Here is an 18,506-nt window from a genome sequence, read left to right as displayed (position 1 = left end):
ATTTTATAATTTTTTCACTTTTACAATTTCCTTTTTAAAAAATTAAATAATTTAACTTTAAAATTAAATTGTTTTCATTACAAATCTGAAGATAATATTAAATTTACAGGTCCATCATTTTCAGAAACTATTCTCATATATTCACCAAATTCTCCTGTTTCAAATCTAATATCCGTATTCTTCAATTTTTGCAAAAAAAGACTATAAACTTTTTTAGCCTCATTAGATGCCGCAGAATTTGTGTAACTTGGTCTTCTTCCTTTTTTTGTATTTCCATAAATTGTAAAATTGCTGACAATTAATAATTCTCCTTTTATATCTTTCACCGATAAATTTAATTTCCCATTTTCATCATTAAAAATTCTAAGATTAATTAATTTTTCAATACAAAAGTCTATATCCTTCTCACAATCTCCGTTAGCAACTCCAACGTAAGCAACTATTCCCTTTTGAATTTCCCCTTTAAATTCATTATTCACAAATATTTTTGCAAAATTCACTCTTTGAATTATTATTTTCATTTTTTTCCTTATTTTTTTATTTTAACTTATAAATTAATAATATCTTTTTTCTACTTCAATAACAGTATCAAATCCATGTCCTGGATAAACTTTAATCTCTGGATTCAAATTCAATAATTTTTTCAATGATTTTCCCATTTGAATTGGATCACTCGTTGGCAAATCCACTCTTCCATAAGTTCCAGCAAACAACGTATCTCCTGAAAATAATATTTCATTTTTTTTATCATAGTAGCAAATATCCCCTCTGCTATGTCCCGGCGTTTCAATTATTTCAAAGTAAACTTCTTCATTATTAATATTTCCAGAGATTATCCCATTTTCTCCAATTTTATCATTTTCCTTCAAAGTTACAATTTTGACATCTTCTTTACTTAACTCAAACTCTCCTTCTCTCCAAGCAAAAAGCGACAATTCAGGATTAAATAAAAATTCATATCCTCCTTCACTTACATAAACAGGAACTTTTTTATATTCTAGCATAGACGGTATACCCCAAATATGATCCCAATGACTGTGTGTCAAAAGAATTCCCAATAAGTTTAACTCATTTTTTTCAATATAATCAACAACTTCTGTCATTTTTTCCTGTCCAGGATCCATAACATAACAGTTTTTTCCATAAGAAATAACGTAACAGTTACTTTGTACTGCATTGTCATTCAAAAATCTTTTTAATTCCATTTTTCCTCCTTTTTTTATTTTAGCATTTGTAAAAGTCTAAAATTTCTAACAAATACAATGCTTTTACAGTTCTAAATTTTACAGTATTTTTGTAATAAAATTTTAATATTTTAAATAAAATTGAATTTTTATCTTATTATTTTTAAAATTTCCTATTTATTATTTTGATATATGCACATCCATTTGAGGATATGGTATTTCAATGCCTACCTTATCAAATTCAGTTTTTATTCTTTCATTCAACTTCAATTTCAAATTCAAATAATTTTCTGAACGTGTATAAACGTAAACATAAAATATTATCGCAGAATCTGCTAACTTACCAACTCCTATAACAGATGGCTTTGAACCTAATATCATTTTTTCATTATCAACTTTTGGAATATTTGATACATTTTCTATATTTTTAGTATTTCCATAAATTTCTTCTTCAGATCTTTTACCTGCTTCATCTTCTGCTTCTTTCATTTTTTTCCTAGAAAAAATTGTTGAAAATAAATTGATTCTATTTTTTTCACGATTTTCTAAAATTGTATTTTGAAGTTTTACAAGTAAATTATTCTTTATTTGCGTTTCCTCAACTTCATTCATTGTTTCATCTATAACTATTCTTTCCAAAACATTTTTTACTTTTTCAATATTGCTATTATACGAAACTCCAATTTCCAAATCAAGTCTACGTTCTCCATTTTGCCTAATATTTCTTATTTCTGTATTGGTAACTATTCCATTTGGAATTATTACAAGCTCATTTTGCGGATTTAACATTTTTGTATAAAATAATTCTATTTTCTTTACAGTTCCAATATAATTATTATACTCAATTGTATCTCCAACACTAAATGGCTTAAATGTAAGAATTATGAGTCCTCCACAAAAGTTTCCCAATGTTTCCTTAAAGGCTATTCCTAAAACAATACCAGTTGCTCCTAAAAACGTTGTAATTGAAGTAGTATTGATTCCAAGAATTCCCACAGAAGAATAAAGCAGGATAAAATAATATAAAATCGAATAAATTGAAAGCAAAAATGAAGCCACACTTTTATCAACATTTGATTTATTAAGTATAATTTTTAATATTTTTTCAATCCTTGTCTTAAATATTTTTCCAATTTTTACAATTAAATAAATTATAAACAATTTAAAAATATTGGTCTTTAAAAATCTAATTATATTATCCAATTCTAAAAATTTTTCCAATTCTTTCATAATTTATTTTCTCCCCCTTTTTATTTATATTCGTCTAAATGATATACAATTCAAAATTCCTGATATACTAAACGAAATAGTATTACTACAGTTTCATTACAACATAAATAATTATGTAAAAAAGTGATAAGTATTTATCCGCCTATCACTATTTTACATTAATTTATCTTTTTGAAAAATAACCTAAAAATTCAAATTTTCTTATGCTTTCTGGTAAATATTCAGAAGCTTCCACTTCTTGTTTTTCACCATTTGGCATCGTTCTATAAATAGTTGTTTTTGATAATTCCTTAATTATTTCATTTTCTGTTCTCGGTTCTGATAAAATATCTGCAACTATTACATCAACATCATTCAAATCACTAATAATTTCATTTCTCGAATTTGCTATTCCTACTAATCCAGATCCTTCTCCAACAATTAATGTTTTTATATAATTTCTAAATTTTTCAGAAATATAAACTTGATTTTCTTCATAAGGAATTATTTCATTTTCAGAACAGTAAAATTTAATTTTACCATTAATCATACTATTTAAAACAAATTTTCTCAAATTAGCAAGAACTTCATTTTTTTTCTCTTCACTTTTATCCTCTTCTTTAGTATTATTCTCCCAATATTTCATAGCATCCATAATATCAAAGCTCTTATATGGAGTTTCTGCCAAATGAAGCATAATTTCCTTAACATTATCTTCATTTAATGTTTCCAGTTCTTCCTTTGTATATCTCAATGATAATATAAATGAATCTAGTATTTCGTTAGGAAAACTTTCACTAAAATTGAGTTTTCCAGATTGACTATTTTTACAAATTAATGATCTTCTAAATTTAGTATCAAGTATAAAGTCAAGGCACTGTTCCTTTATTACATGATCTCCTTGTGATAATTGCTGCAATTTATTTACTGTATCTTGATTATAAGTACTGATAATAGATAACCTTAAAGCAACATCTGATACATATTGTAAATTTTCTTTTTTTATCAAGTCTACAAATTCATTTAAATACAATGGATGATTAAAACTTTCAAGATATTCATGTGCCACATAGTAATCCTGCATTTCTAGAAGCTCTTCTATCTGCTTAATAAAATCCCCTTTTTTCTCAACAATATCTTCATATAATTTCATTTGTTCTGCAACAATTGAAATAAAAGCCTTTCCACGCTGATTTTTATCCCCTAGTGAAATTTCAGGAAAATATTTATTAGCATAAATCATCATTTCACGTATTTTATCTGGCTCTTTCCATCCTGGATAAGTATTATAGGAAATATATGCAATTCCTTCTTCATTTAAATTTTCATTGCAGATCTTAATAATTTTATCCTTTACATTTTCAGGAACCCATGAAAACACACCGTGAACAATAATGTAATCAAATTTCCCGAAATCTTCATTTACATCCAGAATATTTTTTTCAATTAATTTTATATTTGTAAGCCCTATTTTTTCAATAATTTCATTTCCTTTTCTTACCTGTTCCGCTGTCAAGTCAATACCGACATATTCAGCTTCAGGATTATAAAGTGCCTGTGTAATAATATTTCCTCCAAATGATGAACCTAATTCCAGTACCCTAGCTTTTCTCGAATCTTTTGGAGTTAATCCATATAATTTCCCATTTGCCTCTAATAACGCTGGTACAGTATAATTAAACGGATTAGACTTATAAAGCAATTCACTATATGTATTTTTATTTTCCATAATTTTTAATATAAGAAATTCAGATTCTTATTTTCTCTCCCTTCAATATTTTTACCTATAATTTATTTTATTTTTTCAATTTCGATATACTTAATATTCATATTATGCTTACTTAAAAACATTTGTTCAAATTCAGTTTTAATATTTTCACTTGCCTTTTCTGAATTATGCAAATCATTTGTATGATAAATAATTTCATAATTATCAAGTTTATTCACTAATTCCAAAACATCTTCATAATATTGATCATGGTCAGTTTTAAAAAATAGTTTCCCATTTGTTTTTAAAATAATATCCAATTTAGAAAATAGACTTTTACTTATAACTCTTTTTTTCTCCTCGCCCTCCCAAGGATCAGGAAAATTAATATACACTCCTGTAATTTCATCTTTTCCCAAAAAATCCAATACTGTTTCAGCTCTTTTTCTCACAAACAAAATATTATCTAAATTTCTTTTCTTAGATTTTTTTGCTCCCAAGACAAGTCTTTTGAATCGTAATTCCAATGCGATATAATTTCTATCTTTAAATTTTTGCGCATTTTGAACTGTGAAATTTCCACTTCCACAACCTATTTCCAAGTAAATCTCATTTTTATTTTTAAAAAATTTATTCCATTTTCCACAATATTCATCAACGCTCTCATTATTATACATCAAATGCCTAGGAAATTCAAGCATTTCATACATATATTTATTATAATTTTTTTTAGGCTTTTCAAAGAAATATTTCCAAATTTCCTTTTCATTTATAATCCTGCTTTTTTCTGCATTCGCCACTTTAAATTCATCATTAACTTTTTTTATTTTAGCTCTTCTTTCCTGCTCAGCTTTACTAATTTCAATTTTTTGACCATTTTTCCCAATAATCTTAATCTTATCTTTATTCTTATCTTCCATAATTTATTTATTTTCCTTTTCTCTTTCTAAATTATTTTCAAAAATTTTAATATAAAATTTCATCCAGTATCTTATTTATTTCGTTATTTTTCTCAAAAAATTCCCTCGTATCAACATTTTCAAATTTTTTCAAATATTCAACAATCTCATCTTCATTTTCCACAATTTCAACAAAACCAAGCTGTTTAGCATCCTTCACAATTTCCTCAATATTTTGAAAATACTTCCCAATAATCGGCTTTTTCCCATAATAAAGCGGCTCTAAAATCGAATGTCCGCCAATATCTACAAGCGTCCCGCCAACAAATACAAAATCCGCCAATTGATAAAAATCAGTCAAAATTCCCATTTTATCAACTATAATTATTTTTTTATATCTTGTTGTTTCATTATTTTTTTTATTTTCTTCAATTTTTGTAAATAAAGAATAATCATTTCTCAAAAATTTTTCCAAAATTATTTTTTCAATCTCATAAATTCGCTTTAAATGTCGTGGCACAATAATCAACTGATATTCATTATCTGTATCTACTTTTTTTAAAACATCCAGCCAAATTTTTTCCTCATCTGGACGTGTACTTCCACATACAATTATTTTTTTATTTTTATCTATGGTTGTATTGTAATACTCTTTTTTTTGATCTTCTGAAATTTTATTATATTTAATTGAATATTTCAAGTTTTTATAAACTTTAACTTTATTCTTTTCAGCTCCTAATTTTTCATATCTTTCCTTATCAGAAACACTTTGCACCATTATTTTTTTTGCACGATTTATAGTTCTTTTAATAATCCAGCCAAATTTTAGATATGATTTTAATTTTTTTTCTGTAAGTCTTCCATTGACAATAAATAATTCTCCATTTTAGCAGCAAAATAATATAAATTTGGCCAAATTTCAGTTTCTATAATCAATGTTTTTTTTATTTTATATTTTTTGTAAATTTTACGAATCACAAAAAAATCATCAAGTGGAAAATAAAATATTTTTACATTTCTATTTTCAGAATATTCTTTACTAACTGCCTCATATCCAGTATTTGTCATAACAGAAAGAATAACTTTTTCTTTTTTTCCAGTCTTTTTTCCCTCTAATATTTCTGAAATAAGCTCTTTTGTTAAATTAAATTCTCCAACTGATGAAAAATGAATAAGAATTGCCTCTTCATTACTATTTAGAAAACTATTATTGTCCATTTTTTGAAATAATCTAGATTTAAAAAATTTTAGCAGTTTACCGTTAAATATTGCTAAAATTATTATTACAAAATACAGTAAATTTCTTAATAAATTATATAAAATCATATCTCACCTATCTTCTAACTTCTTTTTCTAATTATCTTTAAGCAAAAAGACTATCTCCCAATGATTTTCCATTTAGAAATAGCCTTTTAGACTCTCATAACCAAAGTTATGAGTGTTTTGGTACTAATTTAAAGTATTATTTTCCTTCAACTACATTATCAGCTAATTTTTTACCAACTTTAAATTTAACAACCTTTTTTGCAGGTATTTGAATTTCTTCTTTAGTTTGTGGATTAATTCCAGTTCTTGCCGCTCTTTCTTTTACTTCAAATGTTCCCCAACCAACAAATTGAACTGAATTTCCATTTAATAACGTTTTTTCCACAGTATCTAAAAATTGATTTACCAATTCTTCTGCTCTTTTTTTAGTTTCTCCTGTAGCTTTTGCATAAGCATCTACAAATTCTTTTTTTGACATATTAATCAAACCTCCGCTTTATTCTTTAAATTATTAAATTACTAGATTATTATACACTATTTTCAGCATTTGTCTAGTACTTTTTTTACTTTCTCCCTCTTTTTTACATATTCTATGTATTTTATAATTTTTAAAAAACAAAATCTAAGCAGATTATTAAAAAATAAAGGGTTTTTATAAGTTTAAACTAATATAAATCCTGTTAACAAGTCAAAATTACATTTATTTCTAAATTTCGTAATAAAAGATTTTATGGAAAATTCTCTATTTAAACTTAAAATAATACTAAATATTCTCATTTATCATTCTCAAAATCTCATTTTTCACTTCTTCAATATTTTTAGAAGTTGTATCCACTTCAATAGCATCTTCCGCTTTCTTCAATGGACTTTCTTTTCGTGTCGAATCAATTTTATCCCTTTTCAAAATATTTTCATAAATTTCCTCAATTTCAACATTTTCACCTTTTTCAACAAGTTCCTTATAACGCCTTTTTGCCCTTTCCTTTGCATCAGCAATCAAAAATATTTTCAAATCCGCATTTGGAAAAACAACCGTTCCAATATCACGACCATCTAAAATAACATTTTTTGATTCTGAAAATTTTCTCTGCAAATCTACCATTTTTTCCCGAACCTCACGAATTGCCGCAACATCTGATACATTTTCTGAAACAATCGGCTTTCTAATTTCTTCACTTACATCAACATTATCAAGATAAAATCCATTTTTCTTAATATCAATATTAAGATTGTCAAGCAGTTTTTTTATTTCCTCCAAATAATTCAAGTCATTATTCCCTAATATTCCTTTATTTAAGGCCTTTAATGTAACAAGTCTATACATAGCACCCGTATCAAGATAAATAAGCCCTTTATCTTTTGCAATTAGTCTTGCAATCGTGCTTTTACCACTTCCTGCTGGACCGTCAATAGCAATTATCATTTTTTCTCACTTTCTATTTTTATTAATTTATTTCACCAGATACATTTAGAATAATCTTACATTTTTTAAATAAAAAATACGAAATTAACTAATTTTCATATTTAAAAACAAGTGATACCCAATTATTCTTCTCTCGTCTATCAATTTGTTTCAAATTATAATTTTTAGCCTTTTTCACAAATGCCTCTTCTTTTTCATTCAAAATCCCAGAAAAAATAACCGTTGCCCCTTTTTCTAAAATCTTTTCTATATCCTCAAGCAGTTTTTCCAAGACATCCACCAGAATATTTGAAACAACTAAATCATACTTTTCACTTACGTCATCTACAAGATTTCCGATTATCACTTGAAAATTATCATTTATTCCATTTTTAGAAAAATTTTCCAGCACGACATCATTTACTTTTTCATCAATATCAATTCCAACAACCTTTTCTACACCTAATTTTTTCCCAATTAACATCAAAATTCCAGAACCGCATCCAATATCAAGCAATTTTTTCTTATTTTGGGCATATTTTTCCAAAAATTCTACACAAAGTGAAGTCGTTTCATGTGTTCCAGTCCCAAAGGCAAGTCCAGGATCAATCTCAACTACAATTTCGTTATCAGACGGCTCATATTTATCCCAGCTGGGCTTTATCACAATATTATCAGTTATGTTTACAGTGTGAAAATACTTTTTCCATTCATCTTGCCAGTCTTCATCGTTGCATTTAGCTGTAAAAATTTCATGCATAAATTCATTTTCATTTTCCATAAATTCTTTTAAATTATTAAAAATAATATTTAATTTTGTATTTGCAAATCTATTATCCACAATATATCCGATGATACTCCAAACATCATTTTTATTAGAAAAATTAGCATTATAGTCAAGTTCATTTTCTAAAAAATAATCAATGACTTCAACTTGATTGATTCCAATTTCATTAAACATATTTACTAATTTTGCTTTTGCTTCTTCTAAATTATCTGAAAAATAATCTACTCTTACTTTTATCCACTTCATTATTAAATTTTTCCTCTATTTTTATATTTCATCGTATCCCATATTTACACGTTTTATAGAAACTGCTTTTCCCGTCTTTTCATTTACTTCCAGTTCAATTCCATTAATTCTTAAATTTTCTTCACATACAGAATATCTTGTTGGCATTCCATCTTTAAATCTTTGAATACTTTCCCGTCTATTCATTCCCAAAATACCGTCATGACCTCCAGTCATTCCAATATCTGAAATATAAGCTGTTCCTCCAGGCAATATTCTTTCATCAGCTGTTTGAGTATGCGTATGAGTTCCATAAACTGCAGATACTCTCCCAGTTAAATTCCATCCCATAGCCTGTTTTTCCGAAGTAGCTTCTCCATGAAAATCAAGCACAATAATATCAGTTTCTTCCTTTATTTTAGGCAAAACTTCTTCAACTGCTAAAAACGGACAAGCAATTGGTGGCATGAATACTTTACATTGTGCATTTATGACTGCCACTTTTATTCCATTTTTCTCTACAATTGTATAACCATTTCCTGGAGCTTCCTTTGTAAAATTAATAGGTCTAATCAAGTTTTTCTGCTCATTAATATAAGAATAAATTTCCCTTTTATCCCAGCTATGATTTCCTAAAGTTATAACATCTGCTCCACGCTCAAACATTTCCTTTGCAATCTTTACATTTATCCCAAATCCACCAGCAGAATTTTCACCATTTACAATAATAAAATCATAATTTTGACGTCTTTTTTCCAAATATTTAAACAGTGTATTTCTACCAGGTCTTCCAACAACATCTCCAATTATTAAAAATTTCATCTAAAATCATTCCTTTACATCTTCATTTCTTGATTCCTTGCCAAACAACAAACTTATATGATTATTAAATACTTACAATATTCAAACTTCAAACTAATCTAAATTAGACAAAATTTTTAAGATCAGTTTTAAAATAGCTTTAACGTATTATACTTATTATACTACATATTATCATTTTTTTATAGTTTTTCTTAATTTATTTTTCAATAAATTTTACTCCTTATTAATTAACCAATCTATAGTCTTTGTAAAAATCGAAAATTTTCAATAAATACAGTATTTTTTTATGTTTAATTTTCTTATTTTTCTTTACTTTCTGTCAAGTGGTATTGACCCTTGTAATTATAATTCCGTCTTTATTGATTTTACTTTTTTAATCGTCTAAATTAGCCAACCTATACTATTTCTCATTTAAAGAATAAAGTTATTACAAATTTTATTTAACAAGGGTGGTCAATCCTTATCAAAAAATATTTATTAAATAATTATGATAAAAAAAGAGCCTCCAAAATAAAATTATCTTCACTTTGAGTTTATATAAAATTTTAAACACTCTCTAAAAAGATATTTTTAATGGATTAGCTCTATTTTTAATTTATTTTATTATTATTTTGCATATTCCACGGCTCTAGTTTCTCTAATAACTGTAACTTTTATTTGCCCTGGATATTGCATTTTTTCTTCAATTTCTTTTGCTACATCTCTTGCCAGTATTGTAGCCTTGTCATCATCAACATTATCTGGATGAACAATTAATCTTAGCTCTCTTCCAGCTTGAATTGCATACGAACTTTCAATTCCTTCATGGCTGTTTGCAATTTCTTCTAGTTGTTCCAGACGTTTTAAGTAATTTGATAATGTTTCACGTCTTGCTCCTGGTCTTGAAGCTGAAATTGAATCTGCAGCCTGTACTATTACCGCTTCAATACTTAACTGCTCAACTTCATTATGATGTGATTCTACTGCATTTATCACAATTTCACTTTCTTTAGAAAATTTTCTCAAAAACTCTCCACCATTTATAGCATGTGAACCTTCCTGTTCATGTGAAAAAGCCTTACCTATATCGTGCAATAATGCAGCTCTTTTGGCTATATCAATATTTGCACCAATTTCTGCAGCTAGTGTTGCCGCTATATGTGCAACTTCTATTGAATGCTGTAAAATATTTTGTCCAAAAGATGTTCTAAATTTCAAGCGTCCAAATACTTTTAAAACTTCACGTGGTAATGTTGGAATTCCCACTTCTAAAATAGCCTGTTCCGCAGCATCTAATATGCTTTCATCTACTTCATGCTGTGCTTTTGCTACAACTTCTTCTATTTTTGTTGGATGAATACGTCCGTCTGAGATTAATTTTTCAAGTGCAATTTTAGCCACTTCTCTTCTTACGCCATCAAACGAAGATAACACAACTGCCTCAGGAGTATCGTCAATTATCAGGTCAACTCCAGTCGCCGCTTCAATAGCTCTTATATTTCTTCCTTCACGCCCAATAATTCTACCTTTCATTTCTTCACTTGGCAGCTGAATAACTGAAATTGTGGAATCTACAACATAGTCAGCAGAAGCCTTTCCAATTGCAGTAGAAATAATTCTCTTAGCAATTCTGTCTTTTTCCCTGTCTAAATTATACTCATAGTCTCTAATTAACACAGCTTTATCGTGATCTAATTCATTCTCAAGCTTAGTTAAAATGATTTTTCTAGCATCTTCTTGTGTCAATTCAGAAATTCTTTCCAGTTCCTTTTCCTCACTTGCAATCATTTCTTCCAGTTCTTTTTCTCTCCGAAATAATTTTTCACGATGTTTATCACTTTTAGCTTCTTTTTCTTCCAATCGTTCCATTTTTGTTTCCAATGTTTCCTCTTTTTTGGCAATTCTTTCTTCCTTAATGGCAAGCTCTGATTTCATTTTTTTTATTTCGTCGTCTGCTATTTTTTTCTCATTTAACAATTCTTCTTTTACTTTTAATGTCTCTTCTTTCCTAAACGATTCAATTTCTCTTTCAACTTCTTTTTTTGATGTTTCAAGTCTTCTTTTAGCATCAACGATTTTTAATTCTAGTTCGTTCAAATCTCCGTATTTTTTCTTAAAAATTGAACTTCCAAAAAAATAAGCTATAAAAAAAGTTAAAAAAGAAAAAATAACAATCAACAAAATTGTTATTGATATGCTCATTTTTCTCCCTTCCTATTTTTTTTCAGCTACATTTGAAATCTTCCATACATTGTCATCTGTCTTTTTCCAAGTTAATTTATAATAATTGCTCACTGTGGCAAAATTAATTACCATCGTACTATTTGCCTTATTTGCTGATACGACATTCACATCAGAAAAAACAAATGTCAATCCTGAAAGATCGTATTTTTGTATTTTTTTTACAATAATATTATTTTTAAATGTAGGTAAAAAAACTTCTTTTAATTTATCATATTCATTTAAGCTGGCAGCATTTTTTAACTCTTCAGTAACTTTTACTATCTCAGCACTAATTTCATTTGCTTCAACTTGAGATATATTAGCCGCAGGGCTTAAAATTGTACAACTTGTTAGAATTAACAAAATAAATAGACATAAATATTTTTTCATATTTTCCTCCAAAAACTTCGTCATTTAATTTTATCATAATTTTTTCACATATTCAAGTTAGAAAAATAAATTTTTACTTTTTTTTCAACTTATTTTCTTCTTATCTGTTTCTTTCTTAATTTATTCTTTTCTTATTTCTCCATCTATTATGCTGCCACATATACTGCCCTGGATATTCTCTTATAATTTCTTCAAATTCATTATAAATTTTTTGCATATTAAACTGCATTGTTTCCTTTAATTTCTTTTGCTTTTCAATTTGAATAATCTTTTTATTTATAACTCGAACAACATCTCCATCAAATATTGCATAAGCCAAAACTATTGGTATCTTATGTTTCATCGAAAGCAGCACAGGTCCTGCTACTCCTGTCGTTTCCCTTCCAAAGAATGTCACGTTCACATCTTTTCCATAATGATCTGAAGCAAGTGCAATAATTGATTTTTCATTTATCGCTGTACTAAGTACCTCATTATTATGCAGAGGTAATGAATTTAATCCACCTTCTTTTCGCCACTTTGTCATCAAGCTATTAATTTTTTTATTTTTCTGATTTCTAAAAACGGCATAAAATTTTCTAATATTACTCATTTTACTCCCCGCTTCAAATCCTCCTAAATGAAGCGACACTATTAAAACTGCCTTTTCATTATTTTCACAAGCTTTCCTCATTAGCTCTTCATTTTCTACAACAGTATTCCCATCTTTTGTAATTTCCTTCAGGAAAATCGAAGTCATTATCATTTTTCCCATTGTCTTGTATGACTCTTTTGCAATTTTCACAACTTCCTTTTCATCTTTTTCAGGAAAAGCATTTTTTATATTATTTATCGCAAGTAATCGTCTCTTTTTTATAAGATGATATGCAAAAATTCCAAAACCCTCAAAAATTTTATACCTAATTTTAAGAGAAAAAATCGACAACAATTTTTTTATCAGAATTACAAAAAATCCACTTATTTTCTCACTTACTTTATATTTCATGTATTTATCTGAACTCCTTTAAAATTTTTAAAAAAAGAGCATATACAAATACGCTCTTTTAAATTAATTACTATTTTCTGATTCCTAATTTCTCGATTAGTGATCTATAATCATCAACATTTCTATTTTTAATGTAGTTTAATAATCTTCTTCTTTTACCAACCATTTTTAATAATCCTACTCTTGAGTGAACATCTTTAGGATGTGTTTTTAAATGAGCAGTCAAATGACTGATTCTATCTGTAAGAAGTGCAACTTGAACTTCTGCAGATCCAGTATCTTGAGCATTTTTTCCGAATGCTTCAATAATTTCTTTTTTTGGTTTTAATGCCATTTTATTTCCTCCTAATATTTATTATTTAAACCAAGAATATAACGGCAAACTTATATTCATAGTATAAATTTCAAGTGTAATTTTATCATATATTTTCATATTTGTAAAGATTTTTATTTTTTATTTTAAGTTATTCTTATAAAGTCTCTTGTTACTAAAACTTCTAATAAACTAAAATTAAATTATTTTCCAAAAGAAGCTGTCATCGAATCAAAATCAACTGGTAATTCAAGTTTTTCTTCAACTTTTCCATTATTTATTTTTAAATTAAATGGGAATCCATCAATTTCAAATCCACGAGTAACTGTACCATCTTCATCATAATAAGCTGGGAAAGTATATTCATTATTTTTTACATAAGTTTGTGTTTTTCCAAGATTAGTATTACTATTTGTGAATACTACAATCACATTTATTTTATCTTTATTTGCGTCATAAAATTTTTGAACTTCAGGCAATTCTTCCCTGCAATGCGGACACCATTCAGCAGCTATAATAAACAAAGTCTTTTTCCCATTTTTCATAATTTTACCAAGGTTAGCACTTTTACCATTAAGATCCTTCAATTCAAAGTCAGGAACTTTCCCTTTCCCATCGACATCAACACTAAATTCCTTTGTTCCACACGATACTACAAATAATAAAAGTATCGATATCATTAAAATTATTTTTTTCATTTTTAAAATTTCTCCTTTTCTTAAATTTTATTCAGTCATTTGTAAAAGTTTGAAAATCTCATCCAACACTGTATTTTTTAATGTTTGATTTTCCTTCTTTTCTGTATTTTCTAACGAGGAGCCAAGACTCCTTGCGATTAAAAGTATTGTTTTTAATTCTCTCACTTTTATAAATGGCTATTAAATTTATCGTTATAATAATTTAGTAATTATACATTATATTTATTAGATTTTTCTGTTAAAACATTTATTTTTGTGCATAAAAACTTAAATATTGTTACTCGGCTATATAAGCACTAAAGACATCTCCAATATCATATCCATTTTCTTTAGCAACTTTAAAATAAAATTTTGCCTTGTCTTTATTTTTTTTGTTATAATAATAAACTCCTAAATTGTAAAATGCAGTTGTATTCAGTTTTGCAGCGGCTTCCAGATTCAAGATTCTAACCATTTTATCATTTTCTGGATAATAAAGGCTTAAATCTACCATTGAATAGTCATCTCCGCTATTTGCAAGTCTTTCAAGTATCTTTTTAGCTTCTTTATTTCGTTTTGCTGGTTCATTATCATTGTTGCTTACAGGAGGATTTTTTTCTTTTTCCTCATCTTCAAGAATATAGGCAAGTTTATATCCAGCTGAAATTGAACCTAGCATATATGCCTTATTATAAATATTTTTAGCTTTTTTCATTTCCTTTTGAGTTTCATACAAACGTCCAAGATAATTCATTGCGTCAATGTCATCTTTATTAGCAGCTTTCTGATAAAATTCTTCCGCTTTTGAAAAATCCTTTAAATTTTCATAAATAAATCCTTTATATCCTAAAATAAGAACTTCATCAGAATTTGTATCATCTAATATCTTTAATGCCAAGTCATAATTTTTTTTGTCTTTTACAAGTCGTGAAGCCAGCTCAAATGCCGCTAAATAATATTTATCCTGTGTAAATATCTGATTATAAATTTGCACAGCTTCTTCATCCTTATCATCTTTTTCCAGTAATTTTGCTTTTGCATAAAGTGCAGGCGAATAATTTTCAGATAGAAAATCCTTTAAAATATCATAAGCTTTTTCTGGATTTGAAACTTTTTCCAAAACTAAAGTTCCAAGTTCCTTTTTTTCTTCTGATGTAATCGTTCCATCGTTTAATTTTTGATTAAGCTCTTCTATCCGCTTATAAAATTTCATCAATTTTTTATTGTATTCATATGAATAAAGCGAATAAATCTCTCCAGCATCTCTGCCTTTTTTCAAGTATTCCTGTGCCTTTGTAAACTGCAACCTATTTTCATATATATTTCCAATCATGTAATAAGCCTTTATATTCCCTTGCTTTGCTGAATTTTCTAAAAGATCTAGAATCTGAAGCTCATCTCCATTAGTTTGCTGCAACAAAAGTGCCTGATAATATTCGGCAATTCCTTTGCTTTTTTTCATATATTTATTAAAGAACATACTCCCATTTTCAGCAAGATAAGTATAGGCAAGTCCGTAGACATCTTCATTCCCAGCCTTTGCCGATTCATTTATATTTTTCATTATATATTCATAATCTTTCTTTTCCAAAATACCGATAAGACCTTTTTCAAGTGCATCATAACCAGCATCATTTTTTGAGCAAGATACTAGAAATAATAACACAAATAATATATATATACATTTTTTCATATTTTTATCACATTTCCTATTCGTAAAAAAATTGCCCCCGCTTTTTTAATCTATACATTTTCCTATTTATTTGATAACAACTCTGCCATTTAAAATAAATCATAATTAAAATTACTTATTTTACAGTTGTTCCAACTTTTACTTCATCATTTATAATTATCAGTTTAGTTTTTTTCTTTTCTGTCGTTGTCAAAAGCATCCCTTGTGAAAGTTCCCCTTTTAATTCAACTGGTTTTAAATTTAACACAGCCTGAACTTTTTTACCAGCTAATTCCTGTTCATTCGGATACCATTTTGCGATTCCTGAAATAATCTGTCTTTTTTCTTTTCCTGTATTTACAATAAATTTTAGCAGTCTATCGGCATTTTCAATTTTTTGTACTTTTTCAATTTGAACAACTTTAATTTCAATTCTGTTAAAGTCATCTATTGTAATTGGATTTTCAATTTTTAAATCTTCATTATATTCTTTTTCAAGCTCTTCTTCCAGCTCAATTCTAGGAAATAATGGAACCGCTTTGTTTAATTTATTTCCAACAGGATAACTTTTCCATTCTCTTACATCATCCAAAAGCAATTTAGTAACATCCTTGTCAAGTCCCAGTTGATTTATCATCTTTTGTCCAGTTTCAGGCATAAACGGCGAAATCACTACAGCAATCTTATAAAGTGAATCCACTAAATTATACATAACCGTTGACAATCTATCCTTTTGATTTTCACTCTTTGAAAGTTTCCAAGGTTCACATTCATCAATATATTTATTCATTCTTGAAATGAATTTCCAAATATCCTTTAATGCTTCAGAAAATTGATAATTATTTATATGCTTATCCAAGTCTGCCAATGTATTTTCCCAAAGTTCCTTAATTTCAGCATCAAAACTTTCTTCAGCTTCATTTAATACAACTTCCGAATTAAAGTATTTCTTTTGCATTCCAATCGTTCTATTTAAAAGATTTCCCAAATCATTTGCAAGGTCAGAATTTATTCTTTGAATCATAGCTTTTTTGGAATAATCTGCATCTTGTCCAAAAGTCGCCTCTCTCATCAAATAATATCTAAAGGCATCAAGCCCGTATTTTTTCACTTCTTCTTCAGGATTAACGACATTTCCAAGCGATTTAGACATCTTTTCACCTTCAACAGTCCACCATCCATGTGCCGCAACCGTATCAGGCAATTTTATTCCAGCTGACATAAGCATCGCAGGCCAAATAATAGCATGGAATCTCAAAATATCCTTTCCAACAACATGATTTACTGTACCATTTGTCCAGACATTTGCAAATTCTTCAGGGTCTTTAGCAAATCCCGCTCCAGTCAAATAATTTGTCAAAGCGTCAAACCAGACATAAATTACATGCCCTTTTTCCAGCTCTAATGGTATTCCCCAATTAAAAGTCGTTCTTGAGATTGATAAATCCTGCAATCCTTGCTTTATAAATGCGATAACTTCATTTTTTTTGCCTTCTGGCTTGATAAATTCAGGATTCTCTTCAATATACTTTAATAATGCATCTTCATATTTTGACAACCTGAAAAAGTATGAAATTTCCTTCACATCAATAACTTCTTTTCCCATATATTTTCCATCAACTAATTGATTTTCAGGAACAAAAGTTTCTTCTGAAACGCAATATTTACCCCAGTATTCACCTTTGTAAATATCTCCATTCTCATTGACTTTTTTTACAATTTCCCTGACACTGTTAATATGCCTTTCTTGAGTAGTTCTCATAAAATCAGTATTTGAAATATTTAATTTTCCCCACAAAGTTGTAAAATTTGATGACATTTTATCCACCCATTGTTGGGGCGTATATCCATTTTTTTCTGCTGCTTCTTGAATTTTTTGTCCATGCTCGTCCACTCCAGTCAAAAACTTAACATCATATCCTGTTAATCTTTTATATCTCGCTACCATATCACAAATTATTGTTGTGTAAGCTGTTCCCACATGCGGTGCCGCATTAGGATAATAAATTGGCGTTGTTATATAAAACGATTTTGACATATTTTATTCCTCCTTATAATTTATAAAAATATTTATATTTTATTCTTTTCCAAAACTTTCTTCGTTGAATTCAATTTTTTTATTTTTATTATATTTTTTATTATAAATCTCAAATGCTTTGTACCCAGCTTCATGTATTCTTTTTTTGACTAATTCTATTGATTCTTCCATGGAACTTTCCCGTGTCAAGTAAAATGGCTTTGCAACATAATGGACACATCTTGAAAACGGCATTGGTATTTCAAGTTTGTCCCACATATTCTTAAAAATCCACTTTTTACTACAGTAGGAGCTGATTGGCACAATTGGCATTCCTGTCTTTTTTGCTATAAAGATTGCACCAGATTTTGGCTCAAAAATAGGTCCTGCTGGTCCGTCTATAGCAATTCCAAGTTTATATTTTCTTTTAGCATATTTCATAGCTTCTTTTAAACTTTTTATATTATCTTTGTTAGAAGAGCCTCGAATAAGCTCATTTCCTTCCCTTCTAAGCAATTCCGCCAATATCTCTCCATCCTTTGATGCACTTACGATGGAAGCCTTCTTTTTAATAGTTCGTGTAGCATTACAAACTGTAAAAATTTTTCTGTGCCAGAAAACAATGATATTAGGCTCATTCATTTCTACTCCATCTGCAAAAAAATATTCCTTTCTAGTCATAAAGCTAAGCATCCTGTATATAAAATGAAGAAATGCTCCCAAAAATTTGTATTTATTCATTTTTTCT

At 27.9% G+C, this 18,506-nt stretch carries 19 protein-coding genes; all 19 read right to left on the bottom strand.

Annotated features, from left to right (window positions below):
• Positions 1-77: 77 nt before the first annotated feature.
• A complete protein-coding gene (gene dtd / locus F1564_RS03375; RefSeq protein WP_018450362.1) occupies positions 78-521 on the bottom strand; it encodes a D-aminoacyl-tRNA deacylase in 444 nt (147 codons plus the stop codon).
• A 33-nt stretch (positions 522-554) separates the two neighbouring features.
• Positions 555-1,205, bottom strand: coding sequence for an MBL fold metallo-hydrolase (locus F1564_RS03370; RefSeq protein WP_018450363.1), 651 nt, complete (start codon positions 1,203-1,205; stop codon positions 555-557).
• Positions 1,206-1,364: 159 nt separating this feature from the next.
• The gene (locus tag F1564_RS03365) at positions 1,365-2,414 is read right to left on the bottom strand and encodes a mechanosensitive ion channel family protein (protein WP_018450364.1); all 1,050 of its coding nucleotides are present in this window, start codon (positions 2,412-2,414) and stop codon (positions 1,365-1,367) included.
• A gap of 163 nt (positions 2,415-2,577) precedes the next feature.
• On the bottom strand, positions 2,578-4,122 hold the full coding sequence (locus tag F1564_RS03360; protein WP_018450365.1) for a class I SAM-dependent methyltransferase: 1,545 nt from the start codon (positions 4,120-4,122) through the stop codon (positions 2,578-2,580).
• 62 nt (positions 4,123-4,184) lie between these two features.
• Positions 4,185-5,021 carry a tRNA (guanosine(46)-N7)-methyltransferase TrmB gene (gene trmB / locus F1564_RS03355; RefSeq protein ID WP_018450366.1) on the bottom strand — a complete coding sequence of 279 codons (837 nt, stop codon included), beginning with the start codon at positions 5,019-5,021 and terminating at the stop codon, positions 4,185-4,187.
• 46 nt (positions 5,022-5,067) lie between these two features.
• Complete coding sequence (locus tag F1564_RS03350) at positions 5,068-5,871, bottom strand: 3-deoxy-D-manno-octulosonic acid transferase (RefSeq protein WP_269473413.1); 804 nt, start codon at positions 5,869-5,871, stop codon at positions 5,068-5,070.
• Positions 5,838-6,326 carry a glycosyltransferase N-terminal domain-containing protein gene (locus F1564_RS10475; RefSeq protein WP_269473406.1) on the bottom strand — a complete coding sequence of 163 codons (489 nt, stop codon included), beginning with the start codon at positions 6,324-6,326 and terminating at the stop codon, positions 5,838-5,840. The genes F1564_RS03350 and F1564_RS10475 overlap by 34 nt, the downstream gene beginning before the upstream one ends.
• 136 nt (positions 6,327-6,462) lie before the next feature.
• The gene (locus tag F1564_RS03345) at positions 6,463-6,744 is read right to left on the bottom strand and encodes an HU family DNA-binding protein (RefSeq protein ID WP_018450368.1); all 282 of its coding nucleotides are present in this window, start codon (positions 6,742-6,744) and stop codon (positions 6,463-6,465) included.
• Positions 6,745-7,029: 285 nt separating this feature from the next.
• A complete protein-coding gene (cmk, locus tag F1564_RS03340; RefSeq protein ID WP_018450369.1) occupies positions 7,030-7,689 on the bottom strand; it encodes a (d)CMP kinase in 660 nt (219 codons plus the stop codon).
• Between the two features lie 88 nt (positions 7,690-7,777).
• Positions 7,778-8,701 (bottom strand): 50S ribosomal protein L11 methyltransferase, encoded by a 924-nt coding sequence (gene prmA / locus F1564_RS03335; RefSeq protein ID WP_018450370.1) that lies wholly within the window; start codon positions 8,699-8,701, stop codon positions 7,778-7,780.
• Positions 8,702-8,722: 21 nt separating this feature from the next.
• Positions 8,723-9,502 carry a TIGR00282 family metallophosphoesterase gene (locus F1564_RS03330; protein WP_018450371.1) on the bottom strand — a complete coding sequence of 260 codons (780 nt, stop codon included), beginning with the start codon at positions 9,500-9,502 and terminating at the stop codon, positions 8,723-8,725.
• 606 nt (positions 9,503-10,108) lie between these two features.
• Complete coding sequence (gene rny / locus F1564_RS03325; RefSeq protein WP_018450372.1) at positions 10,109-11,683, bottom strand: ribonuclease Y; 1,575 nt, start codon at positions 11,681-11,683, stop codon at positions 10,109-10,111.
• 12 nt (positions 11,684-11,695) lie between these two features.
• A complete protein-coding gene (locus F1564_RS03320) occupies positions 11,696-12,094 on the bottom strand; it encodes a hypothetical protein (RefSeq protein ID WP_018450373.1) in 399 nt (132 codons plus the stop codon).
• 115 nt (positions 12,095-12,209) lie between these two features.
• The gene (locus F1564_RS03315) at positions 12,210-13,079 is read right to left on the bottom strand and encodes a lysophospholipid acyltransferase family protein (RefSeq protein ID WP_018450374.1); all 870 of its coding nucleotides are present in this window, start codon (positions 13,077-13,079) and stop codon (positions 12,210-12,212) included.
• 70 nt (positions 13,080-13,149) lie between these two features.
• Positions 13,150-13,413, bottom strand: a complete 264-nt coding sequence (gene rpsO, locus F1564_RS03310; protein ID WP_010129505.1) for a 30S ribosomal protein S15 — start codon at positions 13,411-13,413, stop codon at positions 13,150-13,152.
• A gap of 182 nt (positions 13,414-13,595) precedes the next feature.
• Entirely contained in the window at positions 13,596-14,090 is a 495-nt protein-coding gene (locus F1564_RS03305) for a TlpA family protein disulfide reductase (protein ID WP_018450375.1), read from the bottom strand.
• A gap of 277 nt (positions 14,091-14,367) precedes the next feature.
• Positions 14,368-15,762: a tetratricopeptide repeat protein gene (locus F1564_RS03300; protein ID WP_018450376.1), complete on the bottom strand. Its 1,395-nt coding sequence runs from the start codon at positions 15,760-15,762 to the stop codon at positions 14,368-14,370.
• Positions 15,763-15,877: 115 nt separating this feature from the next.
• Positions 15,878-17,779: a methionine--tRNA ligase gene (gene metG, locus F1564_RS03295; protein WP_018450377.1), complete on the bottom strand. Its 1,902-nt coding sequence runs from the start codon at positions 17,777-17,779 to the stop codon at positions 15,878-15,880.
• Between the two features lie 39 nt (positions 17,780-17,818).
• A complete protein-coding gene (locus F1564_RS03290; protein ID WP_018450378.1) occupies positions 17,819-18,499 on the bottom strand; it encodes a lysophospholipid acyltransferase family protein in 681 nt (226 codons plus the stop codon).
• Positions 18,500-18,506 lie beyond the last annotated feature (7 nt).

Source organism: Leptotrichia shahii, assembly GCF_008327825.1.
Taxonomy (GTDB): Bacteria; Fusobacteriota; Fusobacteriia; order Fusobacteriales; family Leptotrichiaceae; genus Leptotrichia; species Leptotrichia shahii.
The sequence above is the reverse complement of the archived record's forward strand: the minus strand, read 5'-3'. Positions and strand labels throughout refer to the sequence as shown.

Coding starts and splice junctions, on each gene's coding strand:
- F1564_RS03300 (WP_018450376.1), bottom strand. CDS start 15,762: ATGAAAAAATGTATATATATATTATTTGTGTTATTATTTCTAGTATCT.
- F1564_RS03290 (WP_018450378.1), bottom strand. CDS start 18,499: ATGAATAAATACAAATTTTTGGGAGCATTTCTTCATTTTATATACAGG.
- cmk (WP_018450369.1), bottom strand. CDS start 7,689: ATGATAATTGCTATTGACGGTCCAGCAGGAAGTGGTAAAAGCACGATT.
- F1564_RS03360 (WP_018450365.1), bottom strand. CDS start 4,122: ATGGAAAATAAAAATACATATAGTGAATTGCTTTATAAGTCTAATCCG.
- F1564_RS03315 (WP_018450374.1), bottom strand. CDS start 13,079: ATGAAATATAAAGTAAGTGAGAAAATAAGTGGATTTTTTGTAATTCTG.
- F1564_RS10475 (WP_269473406.1), bottom strand. CDS start 6,326: ATGATTTTATATAATTTATTAAGAAATTTACTGTATTTTGTAATAATA.
- F1564_RS03370 (WP_018450363.1), bottom strand. CDS start 1,205: ATGGAATTAAAAAGATTTTTGAATGACAATGCAGTACAAAGTAACTGT.
- trmB (WP_018450366.1), bottom strand. CDS start 5,021: ATGGAAGATAAGAATAAAGATAAGATTAAGATTATTGGGAAAAATGGT.
- rpsO (WP_010129505.1), bottom strand. CDS start 13,413: ATGGCATTAAAACCAAAAAAAGAAATTATTGAAGCATTCGGAAAAAAT.
- prmA (WP_018450370.1), bottom strand. CDS start 8,701: ATGAAGTGGATAAAAGTAAGAGTAGATTATTTTTCAGATAATTTAGAA.
- metG (WP_018450377.1), bottom strand. CDS start 17,779: ATGTCAAAATCGTTTTATATAACAACGCCAATTTATTATCCTAATGCG.
- dtd (WP_018450362.1), bottom strand. CDS start 521: ATGAAAATAATAATTCAAAGAGTGAATTTTGCAAAAATATTTGTGAAT.
- F1564_RS03345 (WP_018450368.1), bottom strand. CDS start 6,744: ATGTCAAAAAAAGAATTTGTAGATGCTTATGCAAAAGCTACAGGAGAA.
- F1564_RS03365 (WP_018450364.1), bottom strand. CDS start 2,414: ATGAAAGAATTGGAAAAATTTTTAGAATTGGATAATATAATTAGATTT.
- F1564_RS03305 (WP_018450375.1), bottom strand. CDS start 14,090: ATGAAAAAAATAATTTTAATGATATCGATACTTTTATTATTTGTAGTA.
- F1564_RS03330 (WP_018450371.1), bottom strand. CDS start 9,502: ATGAAATTTTTAATAATTGGAGATGTTGTTGGAAGACCTGGTAGAAAT.
- rny (WP_018450372.1), bottom strand. CDS start 11,683: ATGAGCATATCAATAACAATTTTGTTGATTGTTATTTTTTCTTTTTTA.
- F1564_RS03320 (WP_018450373.1), bottom strand. CDS start 12,094: ATGAAAAAATATTTATGTCTATTTATTTTGTTAATTCTAACAAGTTGT.